20 protein-coding genes are annotated in these 19,914 nt (G+C 53.1%); 15 read left to right on the top strand and 5 right to left on the bottom strand.

What is annotated here, in order from left to right; translation table 11 throughout:
• Positions 1–36 precede the first annotated feature (36 nt).
• From KNP60_RS01265 to KNP60_RS01275, 3 genes are all read left to right on the top strand, one after another.
• Positions 37–552 carry a GNAT family N-acetyltransferase gene (locus tag KNP60_RS01265; RefSeq protein ID WP_214796669.1) on the top strand — a complete coding sequence of 172 codons (516 nt, stop codon included), beginning with the start codon at positions 37–39 and terminating at the stop codon, positions 550–552.
• A gap of 6 nt (positions 553–558) precedes the next feature.
• Positions 559–1,275: a hypothetical protein gene (locus KNP60_RS01270; protein ID WP_214796671.1), complete on the top strand. Its 717-nt coding sequence runs from the start codon at positions 559–561 to the stop codon at positions 1,273–1,275.
• A 90-nt stretch (positions 1,276–1,365) separates the two neighbouring features.
• Positions 1,366–3,495 carry a (Fe-S)-binding protein gene (locus KNP60_RS01275; RefSeq protein ID WP_214796672.1) on the top strand — a complete coding sequence of 710 codons (2,130 nt, stop codon included), beginning with the start codon at positions 1,366–1,368 and terminating at the stop codon, positions 3,493–3,495.
• A 40-nt stretch (positions 3,496–3,535) separates the two neighbouring features.
• Here KNP60_RS01275 and KNP60_RS01280 read toward each other — a convergent pair whose 3' ends face one another.
• Positions 3,536–4,834, bottom strand: a complete 1,299-nt coding sequence (locus KNP60_RS01280; RefSeq protein WP_214796674.1) for a methyl-accepting chemotaxis protein — start codon at positions 4,832–4,834, stop codon at positions 3,536–3,538.
• A 173-nt stretch (positions 4,835–5,007) separates the two neighbouring features.
• Between KNP60_RS01280 and KNP60_RS01285 the strand changes: the two genes are divergently transcribed.
• The 5 genes from KNP60_RS01285 to KNP60_RS01305 all read left to right on the top strand — a co-directional run bounded on the left by KNP60_RS01285 (position 5,008) and on the right by KNP60_RS01305 (position 10,275).
• Positions 5,008–6,336: a hypothetical protein gene (locus KNP60_RS01285; RefSeq protein WP_214796676.1), complete on the top strand. Its 1,329-nt coding sequence runs from the start codon at positions 5,008–5,010 to the stop codon at positions 6,334–6,336.
• Between the two features lie 70 nt (positions 6,337–6,406).
• Positions 6,407–6,886 (top strand): DNA-directed RNA polymerase subunit delta, encoded by a 480-nt coding sequence (gene rpoE, locus KNP60_RS01290; RefSeq protein WP_021066088.1) that lies wholly within the window; start codon positions 6,407–6,409, stop codon positions 6,884–6,886.
• 234 nt (positions 6,887–7,120) lie between these two features.
• Positions 7,121–8,716 carry a CTP synthase gene (locus tag KNP60_RS01295; RefSeq protein ID WP_034779284.1) on the top strand — a complete coding sequence of 532 codons (1,596 nt, stop codon included), beginning with the start codon at positions 7,121–7,123 and terminating at the stop codon, positions 8,714–8,716.
• 136 nt (positions 8,717–8,852) lie between these two features.
• Positions 8,853–9,683 (top strand): TVP38/TMEM64 family protein, encoded by an 831-nt coding sequence (locus tag KNP60_RS01300; RefSeq protein WP_034779281.1) that lies wholly within the window; start codon positions 8,853–8,855, stop codon positions 9,681–9,683.
• A gap of 43 nt (positions 9,684–9,726) precedes the next feature.
• On the top strand, positions 9,727–10,275 hold the full coding sequence (locus KNP60_RS01305; RefSeq protein ID WP_214796678.1) for a GNAT family N-acetyltransferase: 549 nt from the start codon (positions 9,727–9,729) through the stop codon (positions 10,273–10,275).
• Positions 10,276–10,289: 14 nt separating this feature from the next.
• Here the strand turns inward: KNP60_RS01305 and KNP60_RS15600 are convergent, their stop codons facing one another.
• The 3 genes from KNP60_RS15600 to KNP60_RS01320 form a co-directional block, all read right to left on the bottom strand.
• Complete coding sequence (locus KNP60_RS15600) at positions 10,290–10,958, bottom strand: helix-turn-helix transcriptional regulator (RefSeq protein WP_152567763.1); 669 nt, start codon at positions 10,956–10,958, stop codon at positions 10,290–10,292.
• Positions 10,959–11,072: 114 nt separating this feature from the next.
• Positions 11,073–11,285, bottom strand: coding sequence for a hypothetical protein (locus KNP60_RS01315; protein WP_034779277.1), 213 nt, complete (start codon positions 11,283–11,285; stop codon positions 11,073–11,075).
• A 265-nt stretch (positions 11,286–11,550) separates the two neighbouring features.
• The gene (locus KNP60_RS01320) at positions 11,551–12,666 is read right to left on the bottom strand and encodes an NADH-dependent flavin oxidoreductase (protein ID WP_034779275.1); all 1,116 of its coding nucleotides are present in this window, start codon (positions 12,664–12,666) and stop codon (positions 11,551–11,553) included.
• A 260-nt stretch (positions 12,667–12,926) separates the two neighbouring features.
• Between KNP60_RS01320 and KNP60_RS01325 the strand changes: the two genes are divergently transcribed.
• A complete protein-coding gene (locus tag KNP60_RS01325) occupies positions 12,927–14,582 on the top strand; it encodes a glycerol-3-phosphate dehydrogenase/oxidase (protein WP_251131288.1) in 1,656 nt (551 codons plus the stop codon).
• Positions 14,583–14,619: 37 nt separating this feature from the next.
• Here KNP60_RS01325 and KNP60_RS01330 read toward each other — a convergent pair whose 3' ends face one another.
• Positions 14,620–15,042, bottom strand: a complete 423-nt coding sequence (locus KNP60_RS01330; protein WP_214796679.1) for a hypothetical protein — start codon at positions 15,040–15,042, stop codon at positions 14,620–14,622.
• A gap of 112 nt (positions 15,043–15,154) precedes the next feature.
• Here KNP60_RS01330 and KNP60_RS01335 point away from each other — a divergent pair, with 112 nt between their 5' ends.
• From KNP60_RS01335 to murA, 6 genes are all read left to right on the top strand, one after another.
• Positions 15,155–15,505 (top strand): YxeA family protein, encoded by a 351-nt coding sequence (locus KNP60_RS01335; RefSeq protein WP_034779268.1) that lies wholly within the window; start codon positions 15,155–15,157, stop codon positions 15,503–15,505.
• 80 nt (positions 15,506–15,585) lie between these two features.
• Entirely contained in the window at positions 15,586–15,945 is a 360-nt protein-coding gene (locus tag KNP60_RS01340; RefSeq protein ID WP_251131289.1) for a response regulator, read from the top strand.
• 160 nt (positions 15,946–16,105) lie between these two features.
• The gene (gene fba, locus KNP60_RS01345; RefSeq protein ID WP_021066099.1) at positions 16,106–16,960 is read left to right on the top strand and encodes a class II fructose-1,6-bisphosphate aldolase; all 855 of its coding nucleotides are present in this window, start codon (positions 16,106–16,108) and stop codon (positions 16,958–16,960) included.
• Positions 16,961–17,058: 98 nt separating this feature from the next.
• A complete protein-coding gene (locus tag KNP60_RS01350; protein ID WP_214796681.1) occupies positions 17,059–17,889 on the top strand; it encodes a hypothetical protein in 831 nt (276 codons plus the stop codon).
• A gap of 79 nt (positions 17,890–17,968) precedes the next feature.
• Positions 17,969–18,619: a fructose-6-phosphate aldolase gene (gene fsa, locus KNP60_RS01355; protein ID WP_034779261.1), complete on the top strand. Its 651-nt coding sequence runs from the start codon at positions 17,969–17,971 to the stop codon at positions 18,617–18,619.
• Positions 18,620–18,645: 26 nt separating this feature from the next.
• Positions 18,646–19,899 (top strand): UDP-N-acetylglucosamine 1-carboxyvinyltransferase, encoded by a 1,254-nt coding sequence (gene murA, locus KNP60_RS01360; RefSeq protein ID WP_214796683.1) that lies wholly within the window; start codon positions 18,646–18,648, stop codon positions 19,897–19,899.
• Positions 19,900–19,914: the final 15 nt, after the last annotated feature.

Here is a 19,914-nt window from a genome sequence, read left to right on the forward strand (position 1 = left end):
CGGTCTTTTCTATACATAAAAATAGGGGGAAGCGTTATGTTGCGACTAGTGAAGACATCCATGGAGCAGGAAGCGAACGTGCTCGATTTTTTAAAGGAATGGCGGGAACGCTCCGAAACGATCGTCCCGAACGCCGTCGACCGTGACGCGTCCGATTTTGCGACGTACGTCAAAGAAATTCGTGATAAAGAAGTACGGGTGAACAACGTCAGTTGGGTGCCGAGCACGACGTATTGGCTGACGGACGGGGACGAGTTGCTCGGGGCGGCGAATATCCGTCACGAATTGAATGACAACCTCCTCAACTTCGGGGGACATATCGGGTACGGCATCAAGCCGAGTGCCCGCGGACGGGGTCTCGCTACGAAACAGCTCGAACTCGCACTCGAGAAAGCGAAAGAACTCGGGATCGAGCGGGCGTTGATTACGTGCGACCGGACGAACGAAGCGTCACGCCGAGTCATTTTGAACAATGGCGGCGTGCCGGACACGCCGTTCACAGCGGAAGGCGGAAAAATTGTCGAGCGGTTTTGGATTGAACTGAAGGGGTGACATGAGATGGCGAACTGGATCGTGGTCTATTTAGCGCTCATCAATTTTTTCGGAATTTATCTGTTTCCGCGAGACCGGGTGCCGTCTCAAAAATGGTTCTCGTTTTCGAGCGGGATCGCCATCACATACTTTTTCATGTATCTCTTGCCGTCCTTGAACAAGCGGCAAGACACGCTTCAAGTCGATTGGCTCGATCTGGCCTTGCCGTCGGAGATTTATGTCATCAGCCTGCTCGGTTTCACCGTCTTTTACGGGACGATGCGTGTCGTCCGAACGCCCCATTTCAAAGACGAGACGATTGACCAGAACGTGTCGTATTGGCTCCAAGTGACGCTGTTGACGGCATATATGTCGTTCTCGGCTTACGTCGTCACGGCGTCATCCGTCACGTTCGTCGCACGCAGCTTCTACGCGACGGCGCTCGGCGTCCACTTCCTCGCCGTCGGCCACGACTTGTATCGCCATTACGGGGAACGGTACATCCGGCAAGGGCGTTATTTGTTGAGCGGCGGGATTCTTGCCGGCGGTTTCTTCTCCCGCTTGATCGACCTCGCCTCGCACGTCGAGGCCATCTTGTTCGCGTTCGTCGCCGGGGCGATGATTCTGAATATCGTCAAGTTCGAGCTACCGGCCGACCGCAACCTCAACTTCCGGACGTTCGTCCTCGCGGTCGTCGGGTATGGCGGCATCCTCTTATTCTTGAAGCATGTGCTTAATTTTTGACCCCTTCGATAAAAATGAATGACTGTTCATTCATTGTTTGATATACTGAACTCAAGATTGAATCCGTTTTCATAAGGGGGAGTTTTGGGGATGTCTACATTTTTAATCGTCAACTGGATTCTATTCTTGCTCGTCCTCGGCTATGGACTATATTTGTTCGCATCGTTGGTGTACCAGCGCTATACGTTCATCAAGCTCGGGAAAAAGGCAGAGTGGAGCCAAACGAATAAGGAACGGCTTGAACAGGTCATGATCAACGTGTTCGGGCAAAAGAAACTGTTGAAAGACAAGAAGAGCGGCATCATTCACGTCATGATGTTCTATGGGTTCATCCTCGTCCAGTTCGGGGCCATCGACTTCATCTGGAAAGGACTTGCTGTCGGGACGCGTTTCCCGCACATCCCGCTCGGTCCACTCTATCCAATTTTCACGTTCATGCAAGAAATCGTCATGCTCATGATTCTCGTCGCGGTCGTTTGGGGATTCTACCGCCGTTACGTCGAGAAACTCGTGCGTTTAAAACGAAACTTTCTGGCCGGTCTCGCCCTCATCTTCATCGGTGGGTTGATGGTATCGGTCTTGTTCGGGAACGGATTCTACCTCGTCTATAAAGAAGAGCTCCCGATGTGGGGCGAACCGGTCGCGACACTCATCGGTTCGGCGTTCGCTTGGGTACCGGGAGGCGTCGCCTTCGCCTTGTTCGTCGTCTTCTGGTGGCTTCACCTCTTGTTCTTGCTCAGCTTCATGATCTATATCCCGCAAGGCAAGCACGCCCATTTGATTGCCGGGACGCTCAACGTCTGGCTCGGACGGACGCACCAAGTCGGTCGTCTCGCACCGGTCGACTTCTCAGCGATGGAAGAGGCCGAGGAGTCGGATGAAGAAATCGTCTTCGGCGTCAATAAGATCGAAGACTTCAATCAAAAACAACTCGTTGACTTGTATGCCTGTGTCGAATGCGGACGCTGTACGAACGTCTGCCCGGCGACCGGGACTGGTAAAATGTTGTCGCCGATGGACCTCATCGTCAAACTGCGCGACCACATGAACATGAAAGGGGCCGCCATCACGCGTAAATCGCCGTGGGCACCGGCGCTCATGTTCCAAAACACGCAAGGGGCCGAGATCGCGGCCGCGGCTCAAGACGGGCATATGCTCGTCGCCGACGAGTTGATTGGCAACGTCATCACCGAAGAAGAGATTTGGGCATGTACGACATGTCGCAACTGTGAGGACCAATGCCCGGTCATGAACGAGCACGTCGACAAGATCATCGACCTTCGCCGTTACCTCGTCATGATGGAAGGCAAGATGGATCCTGAGGCGCAGCGTACGGTCGCCAACATCGAACGTCAAGGCAACCCGTGGGGGATGAACCGGAAAGAGCGCGAGAATTGGCGCAAAGACCGGGAAGAACTTGTCATCCCGACGGCGAAAGAGAAGAAGAAGGCCGGTGAAGAGTTCGAATTCCTCTTCTGGGTCGGGGCGATGGGCTCATACGATAGCCGCAGCCAAAAAGTCGCGCAAAGCTTTGCGAGCGTCTTGAACAAGGCCGGTGTCTCGTTCGCCATCCTCGGGAACGAAGAGAAGAACTCAGGGGACACACCACGCCGCATCGGGAATGAGCTGTTGTTCCAAGAGCTTGCCGAAGCGAACATCAAGCTGTTCGAGAAGTATGGGGTCACGAAAATCGTCACGGTCGACCCGCACGCGTACAACACGTTCAAAAACGAGTATCCGGACTTCGGGCTCACGGGTGTGAAAGTGTATCACCATACCGAGCTCCTCGCCGAGCTGCTCGATACGGGCCGGGTCAAACCGGACTTCTCCGTGAACGAACGGGTCGTCTATCACGACTCGTGCTACCTCGGGCGCTATAACGGCATTTACGACGCCCCACGTTTCGTCTTGGAACGCATCCCGGGTGTCGAACTCGTCGAGGCGGACCGGAACCGTGAGAACGGCATGTGCTGCGGCGCTGGCGGCGGTCTCATGTGGCAAGAAGAGAAAGTCGGGACGCGCGTCAACGTGGCTCGGACCGAGCAGCTGCTCGAGACGAAGCCGACCGTCATCGGCTCGGCGTGTCCGTACTGCTTGACGATGCTCTCGGACGGGACGAAAGCGAAAGAAGTCGATGAGACGGTCGGCACGTTCGACGTCGTCGAATTGCTTGATCGCTCCCTCGCTCCGATTGAAGTACCAGAACCACTCGTTCAATAACAAACAAGGCACGGTCCGCGGACCGTGCCTTGTTTTGTCGTCAGTGCATTTCGGACGTAGCTAGTAAAGAAGACGTCAAGTGCGATAAGCCTTGCGTCGTCTCGTTGATGGCCGAGATCGTCTCGACCATTTGGCCGAGGTCTTGCTTGTTCCGTTCGAACGACAGGACGTAATTGCCCATCTCGTCTTTGACGGTCGAGAAGCCTGCTTTGACGGCACCGAGTTGACGCATCGCCTCGTCGTTCGTCCGATGCATCTGTCCCATCTGATCGAGCAGGGCGGCGATGTTCGTCTCGTTCTCATGGATGAGGACGTTGATTTGGCTGCTCAGCTGCTTCGCGTTCTCGGCGAGCGTGCGCACTTCGGTGGCGACGACGGCGAAGCCTTTACCGTGCTCACCGGCCCGGGCCGCTTCAATCGATGCGTTCAAGGCGAGCAAGTTCGTCTGATTGGCGATCTGTTCGATGCTCCGGGTCATGCTGACGATGTCTTGTGAACCGTCCTTGAGGGCGGTGATCCGTTCGAGCGAGGCATCGACATACGTCGCCGATTGCTTGAACTCGGTCTCCATCTGTTCGATTTGTTCGCCGTTCGTATGCGTCAAGTTCATCAAGTGGCGGCTCATCTTCTCCGTCTGCTCGGTCTCGGACAAGACTTGATGGGCCCGCTTGCTCGTCTCGGACATGGCGTGACCGGTCTGTTCCATCGTCGTCGCGACTTCTGTGCTGACGCGGCTCACGTCATGAAGTAGCGCCGCCCGAGCGACGTTTGCCGATTCGATTTCATCGAGGCGGGCGTCGACATATTGTTCGGTGACGATTTGAGCGTCCAAGTTCATCGCGTGAGACAAAGCGAGGAGCGACTCAGTCATCGTGGCCGGGTCGTGTTGATACGCCTCGACGATTTTGGGGATGAGCAACGTGTTGAAGGCGGAATACGTCGCGAGGAACCAGACGACCGGTACCGAGAAGTGATGATGCGTTTGCCCCATCCGCTTGCGCATGGCGAGGAACTTGTCATCGATCTTTCCGGTCAACAGGCTACGGAAGTAGTCGGCGAATACCTTTTTCAGACGCTCACGCGTCGATGAGGCGTTGGCGAGTTGGACCATCTCGGGTTGCAACATCAAGTGGTCGAGCACGTTTTCAAGTACGTCATCTAACACCGCTTCGACGAGCGGGGCCATGTTTTGAAGTTGTTTCACTTGCGACGCCGTATAGCCCATATAATGGGTGCGTCCGTTCAAATTTGGGTCGTTTGGTTGCGCGATCGTCGCCACATCGGGAAAGCCGATCGACGCGGCATAGGCGGCAGGTTTTGCTTTACGGAACAGTGCCATGATTCATTCTCCTTTTTCTCATACAGCTAAAATAGCGTTCTCCTTTATATCGGCAAACATGTGAAAAAACTGAGAAATCGATGTGCGATGAAGCTGGTTGTTTTCGCACTAGAAGCGGGAAAGAGGAGAAAGAGAGATGGATTCGGCCATTTTTGAGAAATGAGGTGTTCCGTTTGAAGAACACGGTCATGTTATTGACGATTGTCAGTGCCCTCAGCAGTCAAATTTTGCCCCAAATCCTATTTTTATCGCTTATGGCAGTGGAAGAAGGCTCAGGACGATTGATTCCGTTCATGATTTTTTATGTAGAGAGTATGTCGGGGCTATTGTTATGGGTGTATGTCATCGGGCGGCTAGGCTCGAAACGGACATTTTTGTTGGCATTATCCGTCTTGGTGACCGGACTCATCTGCTTTTTGTTGCCGTTTGGCTGGGCCATCGAATTGAGCGCCTTTCTTGTCGGTGTCGGATCGATCGGTGTCGGGTCGATTATGACGACGATTTTGTCACAGCTAAGCGAATTGTCGGCACCAAAACAACTGTCAGATGAGAAAGGGAGTTCGCTCCCGCTCGTACTCGCTCTCGTTGCCTGGATCATCGTTTTCTCTTATGTGTTGAGTCGATCATATGACGAGGCTGTCATCCTCTTCCTCATCAGTCTGATCCTGCCGTGGCTGTTCGTGAGAAAGTTGCCGCTCGAGAAAACGGCGACGTGGACGTGGGAGACCGGGAAGTTCGTGCTTGCCTTCATCACCGTCACCGTGTTCACGTTGGTGAGCCGTCTCCTCAGCCTGTTGGAAGGGGCGAGCGGGTACGTGGAAATCTTTTTATTGATGATTATTCTGCTCGGGTACGTCGGATGGGTATTGTTCCAGGAGCGGACGAGAACGTATGTCAGTGCGACCAAAACACGGCAAGTCCAGTTGCTCTCATTCATCGTTGGATTGTTCGGCGGTTGGACGTTGATTGGCGCCGTATTCGTCAGTCTGGCCCTATATTCGTTTCAAGTGCTCTTCTTCTATGTGTTCATGCCGTTCTTGGCGGGCGTCATCGGCTGGATATTATTGAACCGTGTGTTCGACGTGGCGCGTCATCCGTACTACGTCCTGCTCGTCACGTCGTTGCTATTCTTCCTCGGATTCTTGGAGCCGCTCGTGTTCATCCCGGTCTTGTTTGTGAGCGGATACGTCCAGACGATGTATGCGAGTGCGGGTCACGTCTATCTATATGCATCGTATGGGGGCAATAAAGAGTTTGCCTCGTTGCTGTTGCAACTATGGAAACGGTTCGGGATGGTCGTCGCGTATTCCGCGCTCATGGTCGGATTGCTCGGCTACGGTCTATATACCGGCCAGTCGGTCAATGCGGAGTTGTCCTTCAAAGTCCCACGCGATTGGATGCTTGGGGTGCTCGGACTGACGTGGATCTTCAACGTTGGATTGATTACGCTCTATTGGTTAAGCATCCAAAAACCGTTGAAACTTCAAAATAATTTCCTCTAGCTTTTTCATATCGGTTTTGTTTATAATGAGGAGTGATGTTTAACTAGTGACGGAAAAGGAGTGTCCTTTAATGAATAAATCGTTGATCGATTTCGTTTACGAAATTCTTCAAAAGACTGGCGAGCAACCAGTATCATTTGATGAGATCCGTGAGCTGATCAGACAAAACTATACGTTCGCAAGTGAAGAGGAAGAGCTCGAGAAAATCGCGCAACTCTACACGGACATGAACATCGACGGACTATTCGTCAACTTGGGAGCTAACCGTTGGGCGCTTCGTGTTTGGTATCCGTTCGATAAGTCAGACGAAGATCTCGTCATCGAAGCACGCCAACGCGGTGAGCTCGATGAGTTCGAAGAAGAGATCGATGAGACAGATGAAGGCATCGTCGACATTGAAGACGACCTTGACGTCTTTGCAAAAGGTGAAGATTTTGACGCATCTGAGTTCGATGCCGAGGATGAAGCCGAAAAAGTGGAAGGCCTTGACGAGTTCGAGGACGAAGACTTGGACGACGACCTCGACCTTGAAGACGAGGATGATTTATAAGAGACCGCAAAAAGCCGGGCATTTGTCCCGGCTAGGCGTGTCTCTTTTTCTTTTTGATAGTTGAAAAAAAGAAAAAATAATGACTTGACGACTGCATCGTCTCTGACGTAAATTAGTCATGGGCTAGTTTAGCACGTAACGATGCAGCAAAAGTGTCCTCCATTTCAGTGGGGGCACTTTTGCTTTTTTTGTTTTTTCGTTTCCCGTTGTGGCATTCAAGAGAGGAGAATGATGATGACAAAGTATATTTTCGTAACAGGTGGGGTAGTATCTTCACTCGGTAAAGGGATCACAGCCGCTTCGCTCGCACGTCTACTCAAAAACCGAGGTTTGAACGTGACGATTCAAAAGTTTGACCCATATATCAATATCGACCCAGGGACGATGAGCCCGTACCAGCACGGCGAGGTGTTCGTTACAGATGACGGCGCTGAGACAGACCTTGACCTCGGTCACTACGAGCGCTTCATCGACATCAACTTGTCGCAAAACGCCAACGTGACGTCAGGTCGCATCTACTCGACGGTCTTGAAAAAAGAACGCCGTGGCGATTATAACGGGGGTACGGTCCAAGTCATCCCGCACATCACGAACGAGATTAAAGACCGCGTCTTCCGCGCCGGTCGCGAGACGAACGCAGATGTCGTCATCACAGAGATTGGTGGAACAGTCGGGGACATCGAGTCGCTTCCGTTCATTGAGGCCATTCGTCAAGTGAAGAACGACATCGGCAAAGAGAACGTCATGTACGTTCACTGTACGCTCGTCCCTTACCTTCGCGCTGCCGGTGAGATGAAGACGAAACCGACGCAACACAGCGTCAAAGAGCTTCGCAGTTACGGGATTCAACCGGATATCATCGTCCTCCGTACCGAGCACGACATCCCGGAAGATATGCGTGAAAAGATCGCCTTGTTCTGTGACACGCGCAAAGAAGCGGTCATCGAAGCACAAGACGCATCAACCCTTTATGAAGTACCGCTCAACCTTCAAAAACAAGGGATGGACCAACTCGTCAACGACTACTTCGGCTTCAACACGCCAGCTGCGGATATGACGGCTTGGAAAGAGCTCGTCCACACGGTCACGCACCTCGAGAAGAAAGTGAAAATCGCCCTCGTCGGGAAATACGTTGAACTTCGTGACGCGTACATCTCGGTCGCGGAATCGCTCAAACACGCCGGTTACGCCTTCAACGCGGACATCGATATCGATTGGGTCAACGCAGAAGACGTGACGGCGGAAAACGTCGAGACGATTCTCGGGGATGCTGATGGGATTCTCGTCCCAGGCGGATTCGGAGAACGCGGAATCGAAGGGAAAATCGAAGCGACACGTTATGCCCGTGAGAACAACGTCCCATTCTTCGGGATTTGTCTCGGCATGCAGCTTGCGACGGTCGAGTTCGCCCGCAACGTCTTGAAGCTCGATGGCGCCCATTCGGCGGAGATCGATCCGACGACGGACTACCCGATCATCGACCTTCTCCCAGAGCAAAAAGATATCGAGGACCTCGGCGGCACGCTCCGTCTCGGCCTTTATCCATGTAAGCTCGAGCCAGGTACGAAAGCACATGCGGCGTACAATCAAGAGCTCGTCTACGAGCGCCATCGTCACCGTTACGAGTTCAACAACGAGTACCGTGAGGCGTTCGAGGCGGAAGGGTTCAAGTTCTCAGGAACGAGCCCGGACGGCCGTCTCGTCGAAATCATCGAGATTCCAGAGCACAAGTGGTTCGTCGCGTCGCAGTTCCATCCAGAACTCATTTCGCGTCCGGAGCGTCCACAACGCTTGTTCCACGATTTCATCCAAGCTTCACTCGGCGAGTGAGTGTCAGGTCACAGTCTCATCAGACTGTGGCCTTTTTTCTCGGGCAAAAGGCTGATACATTCCGTAGCCCCAGATGGATACATCGAGGCAGGAATCCGGGTACACTAAGAGTAGAACGGGGAGAGGGCGATGCGACATGCAGAAACGAATGATGGTGTATATCGGATACGGAGGCGCGCTCGTCGCGCTCAGCCTGTTGCCGTTCGTCGTCTTGCCGACGCTATTGCTCCCTTATCAACTTGGATGGACCGGGATCGTGTTGCTCGCACTGTCGATCGGTCTGTTGCGATCGATTCGTGAAGGGTCGAATACGTACTTGAAACAGATGCTCAAAGTCACGTTCACGTTGTTCCTATTGTTCGTCTTCGTGTATTACGTCTCGTTCGGTCTTGTTTTATACGATTCTTACGGGCTCGAGCGGCTGCTCGAACAGTACGAGGACCAGGCGATGTGGTTGTTCGCCGCCTTCAGCTTCCTGCAACCGATCGCGCTCCCGGTCCCGGAGGCGGTCAGTGTCCCGATCGGCAGTGTCGCCCTTGGGCCGCTCCGAGCGGCCTTGATCGGAAGCGTCGCGACGACGCTCGGTATTCTCGTCATGTACGGACTTGCCCGGTTCGGACGAGAACGAATCATGCGTCTCATCGATGCTGACAAGCTCGCGACGTATGACCGGTATGTGGACAAATATGGTCTCGGTGTCTTACTTGTCTTGTTCATCATTCCAATCTTGCCTGACGAGATCATTTGTCTCGCGGCCGGGTTCAGCCGAGTACCGTTCCCTCGATTCGCGTTGATTGCGATTGGGGCGAAGCTCGTCACGTCGTTCGGTCTCGCCTATTCGGTCTCGCTCGGCGAATTGTTCATCACCGGTGCGAGTCCGTTCGCCATCGTCTCGGTGACGGCGAGTCTCTTGCTCGTCATCTTGGCGCTCGTCTGGCGAAAGCGGAAAAAAGGGAATTCGAACTGATTCCTTGAAAGAGTATAGCAGCACTGATAGAGAGGACGAGGGTATGATTCGTGATGAAGCGTTAGTGATTCGACCGATCGAGGTACGCGACTTGGATCGGTTATGGGAATTGATGTATAAGGATGAGGCACCAGAATTCAAGAAGTGGGACGCGCCGTATTTTGAACATCGGGCGCAGACGTATGAGGTGTATCGCGAGAGCGCCGACGAGCACGTCGGGCGTGACGACATGTGGGTCATCGAGGTCGATGGGACTGTCTACGGGACGGTTTCCTTCTATTATGAAGATGCGGGTCAGAACTGGCTCGAGGTCGGGATCATCCTCCATCAAGCCGATCGTTGGAATCGGGGCATCGGAACGCGGGCGCTCAAGCTGTGGGTCGGCCATCTGTTTCAGACGTTGCCGACGGTCCGGGTCGGATTGACGACGTGGTCCGGCAATGAGCGGATGATGAAAGTGGCCACGAAGGTCGGCATGCAACTCGAAGGTCGGATTCGTCAGGTGCGCGTCGTCGACGACGTGCGTTACGACTCGATTCGCATGGGCATGTTGCGAGAAGAATGGATGACAGAAAGCGCTAAGTCTCGGTAGAGGCTTAGCGCTTTTCATATGTGGAACAGTTGGCGGTATTGGAGCGGGGTCATTTGTTTATATGTCTTGAACGTATTGATATAGGCCGTGCACGAGGCGAAACAATATTTCTCGCCGATGGCACAAATCGGTAAGTTCGTCCCGAGCAAATCGGCGATGGACGTATCGATGCGGCGGCGCCGGATTCGTTCCGGTACACTCTCGCCGACTTCCTGTTTGAACAGAGCCGACAAGTAATTGTTCGACAACCCGGTTTGCTGGGCGATCCACGGGAGTGACAACGTCGGTTCTTTCAAGTGGTCTTCAATCAAATGGATGGCCGTCGTGACGTTCGGATTGGTCGAGACGGGAGGGGAGAGAAACGCCATCATTTTCGTCAAATGGTCGACAATGACGGGAATGGCGTAGAGAAAATCGAGCGTCGTCGTCAGTTCATCGATTAAGGTGAGAAGTGCGCTCGTGTAATTGAGTGCGGTTTGGACGTTCGGATTATCTACCGGGATCAAGCGGATGACGTGATAGACGAGACCGCGGTAATAGAAACGGACACTCATATATTCATCCGCGACCGGGAGTTTCAGCAGGTCGAGCGTTAGCGTCTCGAGCAGTTGCTCGGCCCGAATCGGGTGGGCGCTGCGGAGCGCACTCACGATCTGTTGGTCGAGCGTATAAAAGTTATCCACATGCTGAAAATCATCGAACAAATTTTTGTCACGATGCAGGTGATTCTGAAATTGGCGCTTGATTTTGTTTTCCACCGGATGATTCACTTCTTTCGTCGTACAGTTCGGAACTGTTTATTTATCGCGTGGAACGTTCCGCTTGGTCGCTTGTTTCAACTCGGCGATTTCTCGTGCGAGCGTTTCTTCACGGGAACGAGTGGATGATTCGAGGTGGTGTTCGAGTTCCTTGCTTTTTTGTCGATACGTTTCAGCGATTTGTTTCGTCCGCTGTTGGTGTTGATTGAGCTGTTTGTTGTACGCATCGAGATCGATTGGCTTTTTTGTCATACATCATATGCCCCTTTCAAAAGACGGTCAAACAGACAGGCGTGGCGCAAGCGTGGCTTGTCCAGCAGTCTCATGGAGGAAACGGTTCCTGTCCTTAGCTTACGAAGGGGGAGAAGGCTTGCAAAGTTAGGTCAACACGAAAGGAGTGGTGAAAAAGATGAAAAATGTGACAGAATTGTGTCCATAGCATATCTTGTTTCTCACACCGCTCGATGGATTGAATTGAAACAAAAAATCCGCAGACGCGAAGTCTGCGGATTACGGTTTATTTGACGGCTTGGTCTTTGATTGGGAACCAGCCGGCGCGTGTCGTGATGGCGTTCCAGAGCGGAGCCGGTACGGCGAGTTCGGCTTGCTTGTTCAAGTCGAGTTCGGTCTCGATCTCGTCTTCTCGGTCGTCTTTCACTTTCTCGAGCCAATCCGGGTCGATGATGAGTTCGCGGCCTAGCGCGGCGAGGTCGATGACGTTCAGTGCGTCTTCGACTTGACCTGGGCGCTGGAGCTGTCCGACTCCGATGAGCGGGATGGCACCGTTGATGCGTTTGGCGATGCGATCAATCGACCGCTCCGTCACGTTCTCGTTCCGCATTGAACCGATGTTGAAGTTCCAGAGCGAGGCGTGGAGGTAATCGAGGTTTTCTTCGAGCAACATATCGATCAATACGTCCGTATCGTCGAGCGTGATACCCGGCTTTTCGACTTCTTCCGGTGAGAAGCGGTAACCGATCAAGAAGTCGTCTGTGCCTTCGGCCGCACGTTTCACCGAGCGGATGACTTCACGCGGGAATGTGAGACGTGCGTTCACGTCGCCGCCGAAGCGGTCGTCGCGTCGGTTCGAGTGGGGTGAGAAGAACTGCTGAATCAAGTATGTGTTCGCCCCATGAATCTCGACGCCGTCAAAGCCGGCCTCGATGGCACGACGTGTCGCATCGCCGAACGCCTCGATGATGGCTTCGACTTCCTCGGTCTCGAGGGCACGTGGAGTGGCGGCCCCTTCACGGACCGGTGCGACGGCACTTGCGCTTACCGGTTGTTCGTTCGGTACGAGTTCCGGAGGAGACATGCGTCCCGCATGGAAGATTTGGAGAATCGCTTTCGCGCCTTCCGCTTTTAGACTTTCGGCGAGCTGGCGCAGCCCTGGAATGAACTTGTCGTCGTTCACACCGAAAGCGTTCGGGAACCCTTTGCCGTCCTCGGTCACGTAAGCACATGCCGTGATGGCGAGTCCGACGTTCTTGGCCCGCTTCCGGTAGTAGGCGAGTTCGTGCTCTGACACTTCACCCGTCGGTTCAGACGAATAGTGCGTCATCGGCGCGAGTACGAGCCGGTTGTGGAGCTCGACGCCGTTTTTAAATTGGAAAGGTTGTAACATGCGTTTCATAAAAACTCCTCCTTGTTGGTGATACCTTGAAGTCTAGTCGTCTCTTTTCGAAATTGCGAGCAGGACGCTTTCTGAGGGGCACGTTGCACACTCGGTGAGCGGGTCGATGGTTGAAGACGTGAGAATAGGGTATAATACAGGAGAAAAGTTGATAACCGGTTGGAGACTACAGAGAGACCACGACATGGGGGGCGAAGCCTTGTTTTGTTGTGGTCTCTTTTCATATACATCTGACCGGATTCATTATAGGAGGGGACAAGATGGAAATCAGAAATTTCTCAGCGAAAGAACGTGCCAAACGATACGAACAATTGACGGGGGAACGCCATGATATTCTCGTCGTCGGCGGAGGCATCACTGGTGCCGGGATTGCGCTCGATGCCGCATCCCGTGGGATGAAGACGGCCGTACTCGAGATGCAAGACTTCGCGGCCGGAACGTCGAGCCGCTCGACGAAACTCGTCCACGGAGGTTTACGTTATTTGAAACAGTTCGAAGTCGCACTCGTCGCCGAAGTCGGTAAAGAGCGGGCAATCGTCTATGAGAACGGGCCACACGTCACGACACCGGAGCGCATGCTGTTGCCGATGCATAAGGGCGGCACGTTCGGACCACTTTCGACCGCGGTCGGCTTGATGGTGTACGACTTCTTGGCCGGCGTCAAACGCGCAGAGCGCCGCTTGATGTTGAAACCGGATGAAGTCATTCAAAAAGCACCGCTCGTCAAAAAAGACGGTCTTGTCGGTGGCGGATATTACGTCGAATATCGGACGGATGACGCTCGGATGACGATTGAAGTTGCGAAAGAGGCGGCCAATCACGGTGCCCTCTTAATGAACTACTCGAAAGTGACCGGTCTCATCTATGAGCAAGGCAAAGTCGTCGGCGTGCACGTCGAGGACCAAATCGACGGTAAGACGTATGAGGTCTATGCGAAGAAAGTCATCAATGCGACCGGACCTTGGGTCGACGTGCTCCGCGAGCAGGACGGCTCGAACAAAGGGAAGATGCTCCGCTTGACGAAAGGGATTCACCTCGTCATCGACCAATCGAAATTCCCGCTCAAGCAAGCGATTTACTTCGATACACCGGACGGACGGATGGTATTCGCGATTCCACGTGACGGCAAGGCGTACGTCGGGACGACGGACACGTTCTTCGATAAGGATAAGGCTCACCCACGTATGACGACCGAGGATCGCGACTATATTTTAGAGGCGATCCACTATATGTTCCCAGATGTCAATGTGACGGCAGACGACGTCGAGTCGAGCTGGGCCGGGATTCGTCCGCTCATCTATGAAGAAGGCAAAGACCCGTCTGAGATTTCACGTAAAGATGAGGTCTGGCAGTCAGAGAGCGGTTTGATTACGATTGCCGGCGGGAAGTTGACGGGTTACCGCAAGATGTCAGAGACAGTCGTCGATTTAGTGGCGAAACTGCTCAAACAAGAAGAAGGTATCGTCTTCCTCGCCTCGCGTACGAAGCATATGCCGATGTCGGGCGGCCATGTCGGTGGCTCGAAAGGGTTCGATGACTTCTTGACGAAGAAGAAGGCTGAACTGAAGAACCTTGGTCTCGATGACGTCAAAGCCGAGCAGCTCGTTCGTCTATACGGATCGAACATCGATCGTGTCATCGAGCGGATGGACTCGAACGCGTACGACCTTCCAGAGTACGTCTATGCACAACTCATGTACGGCATTGAAGAAGAGTCGGTCGCTCGGGCCATCGACTTCCTCGTACGCCGGACCGGGGCGATGTTCTTCGACATCGATTTCGTCCGCGACTATAAAGACGGCGTGCTCCGTTGCATGGCTGACGTCTTCAAATGGTCGGACGCTCGTCTCGCCGAAGAACGGGCCGAAGTCGAGAAAGAAATTGATCTCGCCGTTGTCCCAGTGACCGTTGAATAATGAACCAAAAGGAACCTCGCCGCGGCGAGGTTCCTTTTCATATGCCCAGTTCTTCATAGTACGCCATGATGCGTTCGTCGAGCGCCTCGACGACGTCCGGTTCGCCGAGCAAATAAAGATAAAGATATATACCGTCCTCACGGTACACTTCTGTTTCGAGTGTCAGCGTGGTCGGTCGTCCTTCGAAGATCACATCGATTGTGCCGAGCGCGTGCACGTCCGCTTCGTCGAGGTCCGGGTTAGAAGCCAGCTTTTTGATGCGGGCGATGTCACTGTCTGCGATTGGCTCATCGAACGTCTCGGACAAGACGGCGAACGTCTCCGGCAATTCCTCGAGATCGGTCTCGATGGCCGCGGCGAGCGGTGTCTCTTCTTGGTCTTCCCCGAAGACGTTCACCACAAGTGCGACCATGCTTCCAAGCGCCAAGACGAACAACACGTATAACAAATATTGTTTCATGATTTAGCTCCTATTCGTTTCATGTGTTCAGTATATCAGCGTGCCGAGTGTTTAGAAATGGGGACACGATGGTATTGAACAAGATGGAAACGAGGAGAGTGGGGGATATGCGATGAAACGAGGACTTACGATTAGTGGCATCGTTCTCATCTTATTTCTCGGCTGGCAATTCGTCGACACGAATCGGCTCTTTGCCGACGTCTACTACGCGAAAGTACCGAGTGCGGAAGTGATCGACCGAGGAACGACATACACGTATGAGATGATCGGCTATGACGAAGATGGGAAAAAACGCCCGATTACGTTCCAGGACCCGACGCGCTTGGCTGAAGGTGATTTTTTGAAAGTATATGTCAAAGATGAGGGACGGGTGACCGCGTACGAACCGGTAGCCGAGTCGGAAGTGCCGGCCCAGCTGAAGGACGAACAGACCGATGAACCGGTAGCGATACCGTTGCCTTGATTTCAAAATAGTCGCGTCGCCAAATGAAATTGGATTTGGTATGGTTAGAGTATTGCAAAATATGGAGAGAAGGTAGATGGATGTCACGGATGTTGATCGCAGACGACCAAGACGGGATTCGGTTGATGTTGGCGCAGGTGTTCCAAAACCTCGGCATTGAGGTCGACACGGCGAATGACGGACTGAGCGCTTGGGAAAAGCTTGAACAGAACGGATATGATTTAGTATTGCTCGATATGAACATGCCGCGCATGTTCGGCCATGAGGTGCTTCGAAACATGCGTCAACGAGACATTGATACCCCGGTCATGATCATGACCGCGTTCGGCGAGAAATCGACACTCGAAGAAGTGCAACGCCTGGGCATCACCGCGCAATTTGAAAAGCCGTTCGATATTTATGGCATGATTGAAAAAGTGAGAGAAGTCCTAAAAATCTAGTGATTCGTCACGAAGATGACATATGTAAACGCTTGCGCAGAGCCATTTCTATGCCCGAATAGCATAGGCACACGTTTCGACGTGTGTTATAATGGGAACGAATTGCACGGGAGCACTTTTCCCATAGTGCACAATAGCGAACAGACAGGAGGATGTCATTATGCCATTAGTATCAATGACAGAAATGCTTAACAAAGCATTCGAAGGCAAGTATGCAGTCGGCCAATTCAACATCAACAACCTCGAGTGGACGCAAGCGATTCTTCGCGCTGCGGAAGACGAGAAATCACCAGTTATCCTCGGTGTATCAGAAGGTGCAGCGAAGTACATGGGTGGCTTCACAACAGTTGTTAAAATGACTGAAGGTCTCATGCACGACTACAACATCACTGTTCCAGTTGCAATCCACCTCGACCACGGTTCATCTTTCGACAAGTGTAAAGCAGCGATCGACGCTGGTTTCACGTCTGTTATGATCGACGGTTCACACCACCCGATCGAAGAGAACATCGAAATGACGAAACAAGTCGTTGAATATGCACACGCTAAAGGCGCTTCAGTTGAAGCGGAAGTCGGCACAGTCGGCGGCGAAGAAGACGGCGTTGTCGGCGGCGTACAATACGCTGACCTCGACGAGTGTGTACGTGTCGTTAAAGAAGCGAAAGTTGACGCTCTTGCGGCAGCACTCGGTTCTGTACACGGAGAATACCAAGGCGAGCCAAAACTCGGCTTCAAAGAGATGGAAGAAATCGCAGAAGCGACTAAAACTCCACTCGTTCTTCACGGCGGTTCAGGTATTCCTGAGCACCAAATCAAAAAAGCAATCGAGCTCGGTCACAGCAAAATCAACGTTAACACAGAGTGCCAACAAGAATGGACTCGTGCCGTACGTGAGAAGCTCAACACGGACTCGAAAGTATATGACCCACGTAAAGTCATCGGCCCTGGTGTCGAAGCGATCTACAACGTCGTTACTGGCAAAATGCGTGAGTTCGGTTCAAGCAACCAAGCATAATCCTGTCACATCAGTCGGTTCTCCCTGTGAGAACCGGCTTTTTTTATTGAAACGTAAGCGGTTAGGGTACCGTATATAGATGAAAAGGGGGAGTTTGCATGAAGTATCAAGAACGTTCGACAGAATCATTTTGGCGCATTTTTTATATCGTCGGTCCCATCATTATAATTGGTATAACGTTGGCCTTTGCCGCGCTGCCGGTCATTCTCATCCTCATGAATCCGAAACCGTGGTTGATTCCGCTGTTGTCACTCACTGCACTCGGCGGTTACGGCGTGTATCGGTTCTTGCAACTGTTTCGCCAGCTGTTCTGGAAAGAGCGGCACCAATCGCACTATCAAGTGACCGCGACACATATTGAGGGGACGACGTATCGGCACGAGCCAGGTGAGTCAGTCGAGCAATCGTTCCCGCTCGATGCGATCAAGCAAGTCGTCTTCTTCCCGGCCATCGTCCGAAAGACAGAAGCGGCCATGCCGCATCCCTATAGACGACGGACGATTGAGTTGTGCCCGATGCTCGCCATCATGACCGAGGAGGATTCAATGGAAATCTTGTTCGACCAACGCGATCTCGCCGCGTTCGAACAGTGGATTCAGTATTTTATCGGAGATAGCGTGCCAGTTTTCTATACACCGAAACGGCTCTACTGGATCGGGGCGAACATCGCGACACGGCGGGAGCGGTTCGACATGCTCCGTCGACCCGAAGAAATCATCCCGTTCACGTATACAGGCAACCTCGTGACCGACGAAGAGACCGCGGTCGGACTTTGGATCGAGACGCATGGATCGGAGCGCTTGAAGAAAGGGCCGTATCAAGAGTTTGAGACAAAACAAAAAAACGTGAAACGATGGACGGCAGTGGGGACGCTTGTCGGCGTTGGTTTACTCATCGGATCGATGTTCGCCATCGCCGCATTGACGTAAAGGGTGTAGCAATTCCATGACAATTTCCTCATAATAAGAAGTGTAAGCGATCACAACACCATTCGAGGAGGAATTGTACATGCGTTTTTTCATTGATACGGCAAACGTGGAAGACATCAAGAAAGCTCATCAGATGGGCGTCATCGGGGGCGTGACGACGAATCCATCGCTCGTCGCCAAAGAAGGCGTCGATTTCCATACACGGCTACGCGAAATCTGTGAGATCGTCGGGGATCTCTCAGTCAGCGCGGAAGTTATTGCGCTCGACGCAGCGGGTATGGTGGAAGAAGGAAAGGAACTTGCGGCCATCGCGCCGAATATTACTGTCAAGGTACCGATGACGCCAGCAGGCATGGAAGCGGTCAATACGTTTTCACAGCTCGGCATCAAGACGAACGTGACACTCATCTTTAACGCCAACCAAGCGTTACTTGCGGCTCGGGCCGGCGCGTCATACGTCTCGCCATTCATCGGTCGTTTGGATGATATCGGTCAAGATGGCCTCGACCTTGTCGAGACGATTGCCAATATCTTTGCCATTCATGGGATCGAGACGGAAATCATCGCGGCTTCCGTTCGCCATCCGGTTCACGCGACGAAAGCAGCCCTTCTTGGCGCTGACATCGCCACGGTACCATATAAAGTCATCGAACAGATGATGAAACATCCGCTCACTGACAAAGGGATCGAGCAATTCTTAGCGGATTGGAACAACGCTCAATCCAAATAAGTTTGTCGCAGAAAGGTTTGATCATCGTGGAAATTCTCCATATCGTAGGACAGCAAAAGCTTGAAGGAACAGTCGACATTAGCGGTGCCAAACAGAGCGCCTTGCCTTGTCTCGTCGCAGCACTGTTGACGGAAGAACCGGTGACGATTGAAAACGTCCCCGTGATCGAGGACGTCGAAGTGATGCTCAGTCTATTACAAGAACTCGGGGTCGCGATTGAACGGGACGGGGAGCGGATGACGCTTCATGCGAAAGACGCTGTCGCCATGCCGCTACTCGGCTCAGAAACGCGTAAAGTCCGAGCCGCTGTCTATTTGCTCGGGGTGTTTGCGGCTCGTTTTGGGAAAGGGGCCGTCGGGCTTCCCGGTGGATATGCGATTGGTCCACGACCGATCGATTTACATTTGAAAGCACTCGAACGTCTCGGGATTAAAGTCGAGAACGAATCGGGACTCTATCATGTGAACGCTGAAAAGTTGGAAGGGAATCGGATTTATCTCGACCTTCGTTCGTTCGGGGCGACGGTGAGCGCCATGCTCGCGGCCGTACTCGCAGACGGGACGACCGTCATCGAGAACGCGGCCATCGACCCGGAAATTGTCGACGTCGCGACGATGCTCACTTCGATGGGGGCACATGTCATCGGGGCAGGGACCGACGAGATTCGCATTAAAGGGGTCGACAAATTACACGGCTGCACGCACACGCTAATTCCTGACCGCTTAGAGGCCGGGACATTCATGATTTTTGGTGCTGTGGCAGGGGAAGTGACGGTTCGAAACGTCATCCCGACCCACTTAGAAGGTGTCATCCAAAAGTTGATGGATTACGGGGCTGAAGTCGAAGTGGACGAGGAATCGATCACAGTACGGGCGAACGCCTTCCGTCCGATCGATATTCGCGTCTTCCACTATTCGGGATATCCGACCGACCTGCAACCGATCATGTCGGCCGCGCTGTTGAAAGCAGACGGGACGAGTGTCGTCACGGATAAACTGTACGCCCAACGTTTCCGCCATATCGCGGAAATGCGACGGATGAACGCACAGATCACGCTCGAGGACGCTTCGGCCGTCATCCGTGGTGGGACGACACTCGCCAATGCGGAAATGGAATGTGCGGACGCGAGGAGCGGGGCGGCACTCGTCTTGGCAGGACTTCAAGCGAGTGGTGAATCCACGGTGATCCATGCGGAAAAATTGAACGATTCTTATGTCGATTTCGTCGGCAAACTAAAACAACTCGGCGCCCTCGCCTGGGTCGATGAGGTGTCCGAGTAACAAAGGGGAGAATTC

This window comes from Exiguobacterium sp. s5 (genome assembly GCF_018618075.1).
Classification (GTDB): Bacteria; Bacillota; Bacilli; order Exiguobacteriales; family Exiguobacteriaceae; genus Exiguobacterium; species Exiguobacterium mexicanum_A.